9 protein-coding genes are annotated in these 8462 nt (G+C 61.1%); 5 read left to right on the plus strand and 4 right to left on the minus strand.

The window, feature by feature from the left end; genetic code table 11:
- Positions 1-30 precede the first annotated feature (30 nt).
- The gene (locus NW856_RS11935; protein WP_414356862.1) at positions 31-486 is read right to left on the minus strand and encodes an Rrf2 family transcriptional regulator; all 456 of its coding nucleotides are present in this window, start codon (positions 484-486) and stop codon (positions 31-33) included.
- Between the two features lie 210 nt (positions 487-696).
- Between NW856_RS11935 and rsmI the strand changes: the two genes are divergently transcribed.
- Both rsmI and rppA read left to right on the plus strand, forming a co-directional pair.
- The gene (gene rsmI / locus NW856_RS11940) at positions 697-1686 is read left to right on the plus strand and encodes a 16S rRNA (cytidine(1402)-2'-O)-methyltransferase (protein WP_414400451.1); all 990 of its coding nucleotides are present in this window, start codon (positions 697-699) and stop codon (positions 1684-1686) included.
- A 28-nt stretch (positions 1687-1714) separates the two neighbouring features.
- Positions 1715-2416 (plus strand): two-component system response regulator RppA, encoded by a 702-nt coding sequence (gene rppA / locus NW856_RS11945; RefSeq protein WP_414400452.1) that lies wholly within the window; start codon positions 1715-1717, stop codon positions 2414-2416.
- 160 nt (positions 2417-2576) lie between these two features.
- On the opposite strand, the gene atpD is transcribed toward rppA, so the two are convergent.
- Positions 2577-4010: a F0F1 ATP synthase subunit beta gene (gene atpD, locus NW856_RS11950; protein WP_011434062.1), complete on the minus strand. Its 1434-nt coding sequence runs from the start codon at positions 4008-4010 to the stop codon at positions 2577-2579.
- A gap of 190 nt (positions 4011-4200) precedes the next feature.
- Here atpD and NW856_RS11955 point away from each other — a divergent pair, with 190 nt between their 5' ends.
- The 3 genes from NW856_RS11955 to NW856_RS11965 all read left to right on the plus strand — a co-directional run bounded on the left by NW856_RS11955 (position 4201) and on the right by NW856_RS11965 (position 6780).
- Entirely contained in the window at positions 4201-4875 is a 675-nt protein-coding gene (locus NW856_RS11955) for a GerMN domain-containing protein (RefSeq protein WP_414400453.1), read from the plus strand.
- A gap of 10 nt (positions 4876-4885) precedes the next feature.
- Positions 4886-5653, plus strand: coding sequence for an MlaE family lipid ABC transporter permease subunit (locus tag NW856_RS11960; RefSeq protein ID WP_414400454.1), 768 nt, complete (start codon positions 4886-4888; stop codon positions 5651-5653).
- A gap of 95 nt (positions 5654-5748) precedes the next feature.
- The gene (locus NW856_RS11965) at positions 5749-6780 is read left to right on the plus strand and encodes a succinate dehydrogenase/fumarate reductase iron-sulfur subunit (protein ID WP_414400457.1); all 1032 of its coding nucleotides are present in this window, start codon (positions 5749-5751) and stop codon (positions 6778-6780) included.
- On the opposite strand, the gene NW856_RS11970 is transcribed toward NW856_RS11965, so the two are convergent.
- Positions 6777-7883 (minus strand): peptidylprolyl isomerase, encoded by a 1107-nt coding sequence (locus NW856_RS11970; protein ID WP_414400455.1) that lies wholly within the window; start codon positions 7881-7883, stop codon positions 6777-6779. The genes NW856_RS11965 and NW856_RS11970 overlap by 4 nt on opposite strands.
- Positions 7884-8080: 197 nt before the next feature.
- Positions 8081-8462 (minus strand): hypothetical protein (locus NW856_RS11975; RefSeq protein WP_414400456.1); only part of this gene is annotated, 382 nt, incomplete at its 5' end.

Here is an 8462-nt window from a genome sequence, read left to right on the forward strand (position 1 = left end):
ACGCGAAAGGACTCCGTCCCGCTAACGCGATCAAACCACAAATCCACTCTCCTGATCCTGAGCCGCTTGCCAGCTCCGGGCATCAAAATACAGATCTTCCAGAGTGGTTTCCTCCAACACCTGCTGCACCCGTCGAGCGATCCGCTGCCACAGGGCTTCCGTCACCCAGTCCAGCCGCTCCGCCGGATGCACGGCTGAAGGATTAGAACTGTCCATGAGAGGATCCAAGGATTCTCCCACTGCCGCCAAAATGGCGCTAATCGGGATCCGCCGCGGCGCCCGTGCCAACCGGTAGCCTCCCTGGGCCCCCCGTTGGGAACAAACCAAGCCGGCCTGCCGCAACTCAATCAGCAACTTTTCCAGGTAGGGAGCTGGGATCCCCTGTCGCTCGGCAATGGCCCGCACCGAAGCCATTTGCCCGGAGCCGAGCATAGCCAGATCCAACAAAGCCCTGATGCTATAGGTGGCCCGCGTTGTCAAGCGCACCGGGATCCTTCTCCAGAGAGAAAAGAGGAAAGAGCAGAGAGAAAAGAGCCTCACTTCTCAATCCTCACTCCTCATTGTTGCTACGCAACGCTAGCACGAAAGGCAGATGCCTGGGTATCGGGGCACCGGCCAAGAGAAGTTAATCTGGGGATCCGAGGTGATCTCCAATTGTTGGCAGCAAGCCCTTGGAGCGGAGAATAGGTTATCGGGATGGAACACCCCACCGCCAGCCTTTACTTGGTGGCCACCCCCATCGGCAACCGCGAAGACATCACCCTGCGGGCGCTGCGGGTTCTGCGCGAGGTGGATTGGGTGGCAGCAGAAGATACTCGCCACTCCGGCCAGCTTCTTAAACATTTTCAAATCTCCGCCCGCCTCATCAGCTATCACGAGCACAACGCTGCCCAGCGGATCCCGCAACTCCTGAAGTATCTGTCGGCGGGCCAGTCGGTGGCCCTGATCAGCGATGCCGGCACTCCTGCCATCTCCGATCCGGGAGAAGAGTTGGTGCGCGCCTGCATTCAGGCCGGGATCCCGGTGATCCCTGTGCCGGGGCCGGTAGCTGCTGTTGCGGCCTTGACCGCTTCGGGCCTGCCCACAGAACGATTCGTGTTCGAGGGATTTTTACCTCTTAAACCCAGCCAACGACAAGCCCGCCTGCGGCAGTTGGCCCAAGAGCCCCGCACCCTCATCCTTTACGAGGCCCCCCATCGCCTGCGCCAAACTCTGCAGGATCTGCTGGATCACTGCGGCCCAGAGCGGCAGATCGTGCTGGCGCGGGAGCTGACCAAGCTGTATGAGTCCTTCTGGCGGGGATCCCTGGCAGCAGCTCTGGAGCACTGCGCTGCTCAGCCGCCCCGAGGGGAGTTCACCCTCTTGCTTGAGGGATATGTCGGTGCCGTTCCCAGCCCTAACCCTGCCAGAGGCGGGACGGAGTCCTTGAATGGGCGGGGAGACAGTGAATCGGAAGCGGAAATTCGCCAAGAAATGGCTCGGTTGCTGGCCGAGGGCCTATCCCGCTCCGCAGCCAGCCGCCGGTTGGCCCAGCGTCTGCAGGGATCCCCCATCTGGACGCGGCGCCGCCTTTACAATCTATCCTTGCAGCTTGAGCCGCTCCCCAGTTCTGGCGGGACGGAGTCCTTTTCTGAGTACGTCAGCGCTCCACATTGTTTCCAAGACAACAGCGAGACCGAGTCCTGAGGTGTTCGCGTTAGCGGGACGGAGTCCTATGGCACGGATTTTGTTGGTGGACGATGAAGTGGAGTTGGCCGATTCTCTGGCCCAGCAATTGAGGCGAGAGGGCTACACGGTGGACGTCGCCTACACAGGAGGGCGGGCCTGGGAACTGCTGCAAAAGACGGGATCCCTGCCCTACAATCTGCTGGTCTTGGATTGGATGTTGCCGGAGCTCTCCGGGCTTTCCCTCTGTCAGCGGGTGCGGCAGGTCGATGGCACCACTCCCATCCTGTTTTTGACCGCCAAAGATACCCTAGACGACCGGGTGGAAGGGCTGGATGCCGGGGCAGATGATTACTTGGTGAAGCCGTTCGAGCTGCGGGAACTGCTGGCGCGGGTGCGAGCCCTCTTGCGGCGGGCCACCGGCCCTGGAGAAGGGATCCCTCGCCTACAGATAGGGGATTTGGAGCTGGATCGGGAGAACCAGGTGGCCTACCGGCAGGGGCGGATGATCCACCTCTCTCAAAAAGAGTTTCGCCTGCTGGAGTACTTCATGACCCACCCCGGCCAGTTGCTCACCCACGACCAGATCTACGAGCAGGTGTGGGCCGGAGAGGATCCCCCCAGCAGCAATGTCTTGGCAGCTCAGGTGCGCCTGCTGCGGCGCCGCCTCAGGTTGCCCGGAGCAGCAGAATTGATCCACGCCGTCTACGGCAAGGGCTATCGCTTCGGGCCTGTCGCCGAGAATCCCTAGGAAGAGGCCCAGAAGAGGCCCATCCTACAGTCCCGCAAGCTGTAGCTGTCCCGAACAGCAGCAAACCCCAAGCAAGCGACCCAACGGGGCCATTCCCAACAGCTTGCTGGGATTCACAGCTCCCCTCTCCCAAGAGGAGAGGGGCAGGAGCGCTTGGGGCTCACTTGGACTTGAGCTTCTCCGCTTTCTCGATGGCCTCTTCGATGGTGCCCACCAAGTAGAAGGCTTGCTCCGGCAGATTGTCCAATTCCCCCGACAAAATGCGCTGGAAGCCCTTGATGGTGTCTGCCAATTTCACATACTTGCCGGGGGAGCCAGTGAATACCTCCGCCACGAAGAACGGCTGGGACAGGAAACGCTCGATGCGGCGGGCGCGGGCCACCACCAGCTTGTCCTCTTCCGACAGCTCGTCCAGCCCCAGGATGGCGATGATATCTTGCAGCTCTTTGTAGCGCTGCAGCGTTTGCTTCACTGCCCGGGCGGTGTTGTAGTGCTCTTCGCCCACAATGTCCGCCTGCAGGATGGTGGAAGAGGAATCCAGGGGATCCACCGCCGGATAGATACCCTTGGCTGCCAAGCTGCGGGACAATACCACCGTCGAGTCAAGGTGGGCAAAGGTGGTTGCTGGGGCCGGATCCGTCAAGTCGTCAGCAGGCACATACACCGCCTGCACCGAGGTGATGGATCCCTGCTTGGTAGAGGTGATGCGCTCTTGCAGGTTGCCCATTTCGGTAGCCAAGGTGGGCTGGTAACCCACCGCCGAGGGCATGCGGCCCAACAGCGCCGACACTTCCGACCCGGCCTGCACAAAGCGGAAGATATTGTCGATGAACAGCAGCACGTCCTGCTTGTTAACGTCGCGGAAGTACTCTGCCATGGTCAGGGCAGTCAGGCCAACCCGCATGCGGGCACCCGGTGGCTCGTTCATCTGGCCATAGACCAGCGCCACCTTATCCAGCACGCCGGATTCTTTCATCTCGTTGTAGAGGTCATTGCCCTCGCGGGTGCGCTCTCCCACGCCCGCAAACACCGATAGGCCAGAGTGCTCCTCAGCGATGTTGTGGATCAGCTCCTGGATGAGCACTGTCTTGCCGACGCCGGCACCGCCAAACAGGCCCACCTTGCCCCCCTTTTTGAAGGGGGCCAGCAGGTCAATCACCTTGATGCCGGTTTCAAAGGGCTCTGGCTTAATCGTCAAATCGACAAGTGGAGGCGCACTGCGGTGGATGGGGGCAAATTCTTGGGCTTGAACGGGCTCTCCTTGGTCAACCGGCTCTCCCAGCACATTGAAAATGCGCCCCAGGGTGGGCTGCCCGACCGGCACAGTAATCGGAGCGCCCGTATCCACCACCGGCATGCCCCGCACCAGGCCGTCGGTCGAGGACATGGCCACCGCACGCACGCGGTTATCCCCCAAAAGCTGCTGCACCTCAAAGGTGACGTTAACCTTCAGGCCGCTTTCGGTTGTGCCCTCCACCTTGAGGGCATTGTAGATTTCGGGCAGCTTGCCGCTGGGAAACTCGGCGTCGATCACAGGCCCAATGACCTGAGTGATGTAGCCAACATTGGTGGCAGTAGCGGTGGCAGTAACCATGATTGAGGCTCAGCTCCTTGTGTGCTCAGTTATCGACTCAGCAATGCCGGGTGTAAATCATTATCATCATACAAATAAAGGGATCCCAGTTGCTGCCGCACTTTTGCCTGTCCAGCCTATGGGGGATCCCCGGCAGGGAGGGCTTTTCTTCGCTACCCTAGAGCTAGGTTAGAGAGGGGGATCGCCAGCGATGAGCCACTACGGAGGCCGTACCGCACAGCTCAGCTCCGTTAGGTTGGGAGGACGGCGTTCCCGCCCGCGTCGGGGCCGGGCCCTACAATTGGGGATCCTCGGCTTTTTGCTGGGGCTGGGGGCGATGGGGGCAGCCTGGTGGTACACCATTGGGCCGCGGCAGACGCTTTCCTTGTATTGGCTGACCAGTGCCGACAACTCCATTTACTATGTGCAGCAAGAGCGCACGGTTCGCGCCTTCGACGCTCAGGAAGCCATCCGCCTGGCTCTGGAGGAGCTGATTGCCGGCCCCCGGGATCCCCACCTTACCAGCGCCATTCCACCCCAAACTCAGGTGTTGGATGTGCGGGTGGAAGGTGACGATATTTTTCTCAATTTTTCCCCAGAGTTTACCCAGGGGGGGGGAGCCACGGCAATGATGAGCCGGGTCACGCAGGTGCTCTACACCGCCACCAGCCAAAACCCTGGCGCCCGGGTTTGGATCTCGGTGGAAGGCCGTGCCCTAGAAGTGCTGGGGGGCGAGGGGCTGATCCTGGATCAACCCCTGACACGGGCCTCGTTTGTGCCCGGCTTTCAACTGCCGGCAGAACCTGAGGCGGAGCCGACAACCCCAAAGGACTCGGTCTCGCTGATGCAGTCGCCAAAGCGTCGCCTAGCGATAACGGCCTCTTGAGGCGGAAACCATGAACTGGTTCCAGCGAGTGGGCAGCAGTTTTCTCCTGACCGGTCAGGTGATTCTGCATCTGATGCGGGGTCGTATCCATCGCCGCAACACCCTGGATCAGCTTTCGGCGGTAGGGCTGGAGTCGCTGCTGATTGTTCTGATTACGGCGGTGGTGATCAGCGGCGTTTTCACCATCCAGTTGGCGCGGGAATTCATCAACTTCGGAGCCTCTTCCTTGATTGGGGGGGTTTTGGCAATTGCCCTTGCCCGTGAGCTGACGCCGGTGGTGACGGCGGTGATCTTGGCCGGACGGGTGGGATCCGCCTTTGCCGCCGAGCTGGGCACCATGAAGGTCACGGAGCAGATCGACGCTCTGCTGTTGTTACGCACCGATCCGGTGGATTATCTGGTGATCCCGCGGGTGCTGGCTGCGGGGCTGATGCTGCCGGTGCTCACCATCCTCTCCCTGCTGACGGGGCTGGTGGGGGGGATGATCATCTGCGCTTCGGCCTACAACATCTCTCCTGCAGTGTTTCTCAACTCGGCGCAAACCCTTCTGAGCTCCTGGGATTTGCTCGTCTGTTGTTTTAAGGCGATGGTGTTTGGGTCTTTGATCGCCATTGTCGGCTCCAACTGGGGCCTTTCCACCAGCGGAGGGGCCAAGGGGGTGGGTCGCTCCACCACCGATGCAGTGGTCACGGCGTTGCTGGGCGTGTTTGTTACCAACTTCCTTATTTCTTGGCTGTTGTTTCAGGGGCCGGGGAGCGCCCTCAGCCGCGCGTTGTAGCCACTTCTGCTATCGCGTTGTTTGCGTGAGCGTTGCGGGGCAATAGGGAGAGAGCTAGGATGGGATCCCCTTTCCCTTCAGCGGTGCAGAGCACTTTGCGAGTAGAATTTCAGATTTTCCGACAGTTGCCGCCGGAGCCGCCCCGCTGGCAGTCCTTCTGGCTGGAGACATCCCCTGGCGCCACCATTCTCGATTGCCTCAACCAGATCAAGTGGGAGCAGGATGGCAGCTTGGCCTTCCGCAAAAACTGCCGCAACACCATCTGTGGCAGTTGCGCCATGCGCATCAACGGTAGGGCAGCCTTGGCTTGTGGCCGACATGTGGGCGAAGAGCTGGATCCCCGCAGCCCCCAGCCGCAGCCTATTCGCATCGGCCCTCTGGGAAACCTGCCCGTTCTGCGGGATCTGGTGGTGGATATGCAGCCCTTCTGGAACGATCTCAGCCGGGTGGATCCCTTTGTCAGCACGGCGGGGCGACGCATCCCGGAGCGAGAGTTTTTACAGCTGCCTGCCGAACGGGAGCATCTCAACGCTGCCGGTGGCTGTATTCTCTGCGGAGCCTGCTATTCCGATTGCAATGCCAAAGAGGTGAACCCAGAGTTTGTCGGCCCCCATGCTCTGGCCAGAGCCAACCGCCTCGTCCAAGACAGCCGCGACAGCCAACGGGAACAACGCCTGCAGGCCCAGGATAGCTTGGCTGGTGTCTGGGGCTGTACCCGCTGCTGGAACTGCAACAGCGTCTGCCCGATGGGCGTGGCACCTCTGGATCAAATCACCGAACTCAAACAGGGGATCCTCTCCCGCCATGCAGACAAGACCGCTGCTCTGCCCACCGACCGTTCCCGCCAGCACGCTGTTCGCGCTATTCGGACGGAGTCCTTGCCCATAGCCATCCGCCACCGCAAGACTCTGGTGCAACTGGTGCGCTCCGGTGGTTGGATAGATGAGCGCCGCTTTGCCCTGCAGGTGGTGGGCCGGGATCCCAAAGGGCTGCTCAGCTTGGTGCCTTTGGGTCTGCGCCTGTTGGCCAGGGGCAAATTTCCCTTTCGCTTCCAGCCCTCTGCAGGGGCGGCGACGGTACGGCGGCTTATCGACACAGTTAGGCAGGAAGGAAGGGATCCCCTCTAGGCTCCAGTTTTGAGGTTGTCTTGGCCGGAAATCAATCTGGCACTCAAAATCCGATCCCCCACTTTGATGTGGCGCAGCACCTCCGTTCCCTCTGTAACGTACCCGAACACGGCATAGCGGCCATCCATGAGGTTTAACCCCGCCGGGGTGAGATCCGGCTCAGCCATAAAGATGAAGAACTGAGAAGAGGCGCTGTTGGGATCGTCGGGATAGCGGGCCATGGCCACCGTCCCTTCGGCGGAAAAGGGCAGAGCCGGTTCCACATCCCACAGGCCCATCTGATCAAAAGTCTGGCCGTAGCGGGGCATCACCTCGCCTTTGGCGCGAATCTCCATGGGGATGGTGCGAACCTTGCCCGTGGCCGGATCCACATAGCCATCGGCAGGGCCAGGGGGATCCCCGGCCTGCGCCAGGAAGAAGGTCTCCACCCGGTCAAAGGTCAGGCCATCGTAGAAGCCCCGCTGCACCAGGTCGGCAAAGTTGCCGGCAGTGATGGGGGCGCTGTAGCCATCTAAGGTGATCACCATGCGCCCAGCGGTGGTGTTTAGCTCCACCTCTGCCCGCCCCAAGAGCTGAGGTTTGTCGGCATACTCAGCAGGCACCGTGTAGGGAAAAGCCCCCACCCAGTTGTTTTCGAGGGATCCCAACTCGTCCACTAGACGGTCGTAGGCAGCGCGGGCCTCTTCTTTGCCTTTGGATTTGCGCTCGCTGGCTTGGCCGATCACCTGCAACTGCTCTCGTAGGGCGGCCATCTGTTCAGAAGCCGGGGCCACCCGATCCGGGGGCAAGCCGGCCAGCAGGGAATCTCCATAGCGATCCAAGAGGTGCTCTACCTGGCGCACATCTCCCCGCACCGCTGACCAGCGGTTGTACTTCAGGTCGGTGTCGATTTTGGAGATGGCCTCATCAATTTCCAGCAGCTTCGTTTCCTGAATAGGCAACGCCCGCCGCAACAGGGTACGGGGATCCGTGATGGCATCCCCTTGGGGCAGAGCCAAGGCCGGCATCCCCCAGAGCGCCACCCCGCAGAATAGAGCAGCTACGTAGAGGCCAATCCGGCAAAGGGATCCCCATTGCCAAAATCCTTGGGCACGCTGCGTCATGGTTCCTACCGACTGCAAAACCACTCCTGTCTCAGCCTGACATCCCACCGTCACAGGCGGCAAGCGTTGTCAGACCTCGATTGAGATTTCAACGACTGGCGTGCTCCACCTGGGGGAAAGCCGTTATCGCTACGCAACGCTTTTGCAACCGCGATAGCAAAGACGGAGTTCTCAGAGGGCATGACTACACGGCTCTCCTACCTAGGAACGGTGACCTCGAAACGGATGACCCCGGCTGAGCCAGAACTGCCTCCCCCCACATTCACCACCACCACACCGTTGGGGTTGCTGATGCCCCCACAAGCAGGAGGCACAGCCCCACCCGGCGGAATGAAGGATCCCCCTCCCCCTGTGCTCACCGACAGGCTGCCCGGCACATACTGCAAGCCAGGCGCCAGGGGATCGCACACCACAAAGGTGGAAGCGGGCGAGTCCAGCAGGAAGTAGATGGCAAACTGCACCCGCGCTCCTGGGCGCACCGGCAGGTTGATGGCCCCCTGCAGGAAGGTGCTGGCTCCGCCTGGCCAAGGGATCCCTGGGTTGTCGTTGGGGTCGGTGGGCTCGTCGAAGAATTCGGGG

It is taken from the genome of Synechococcus sp. R3-13 (genome assembly GCF_047462195.1).
Classification (GTDB): domain Bacteria; phylum Cyanobacteriota; class Cyanobacteriia; order Thermostichales; family Thermostichaceae; genus Thermostichus.

Excerpts from the sequence above, each read along its gene's own strand:
- NW856_RS11960 (WP_414400454.1), top strand. The coding sequence starts at position 4,886 with ATGAACTGGTTCCAGCGAGTGGGCAGCAGTTTTCTCCTGACCGGTCAG.
- NW856_RS11955 (WP_414400453.1), top strand. The coding sequence starts at position 4,201 with ATGAGCCACTACGGAGGCCGTACCGCACAGCTCAGCTCCGTTAGGTTG.
- NW856_RS11970 (WP_414400455.1), bottom strand. The coding sequence starts at position 7,883 with ATGACGCAGCGTGCCCAAGGATTTTGGCAATGGGGATCCCTTTGCCGG.
- atpD (WP_011434062.1), bottom strand. The coding sequence starts at position 4,010 with ATGGTTACTGCCACCGCTACTGCCACCAATGTTGGCTACATCACTCAG.
- rppA (WP_414400452.1), top strand. The coding sequence starts at position 1,715 with ATGGCACGGATTTTGTTGGTGGACGATGAAGTGGAGTTGGCCGATTCT.
- rsmI (WP_414400451.1), top strand. The coding sequence starts at position 697 with ATGGAACACCCCACCGCCAGCCTTTACTTGGTGGCCACCCCCATCGGC.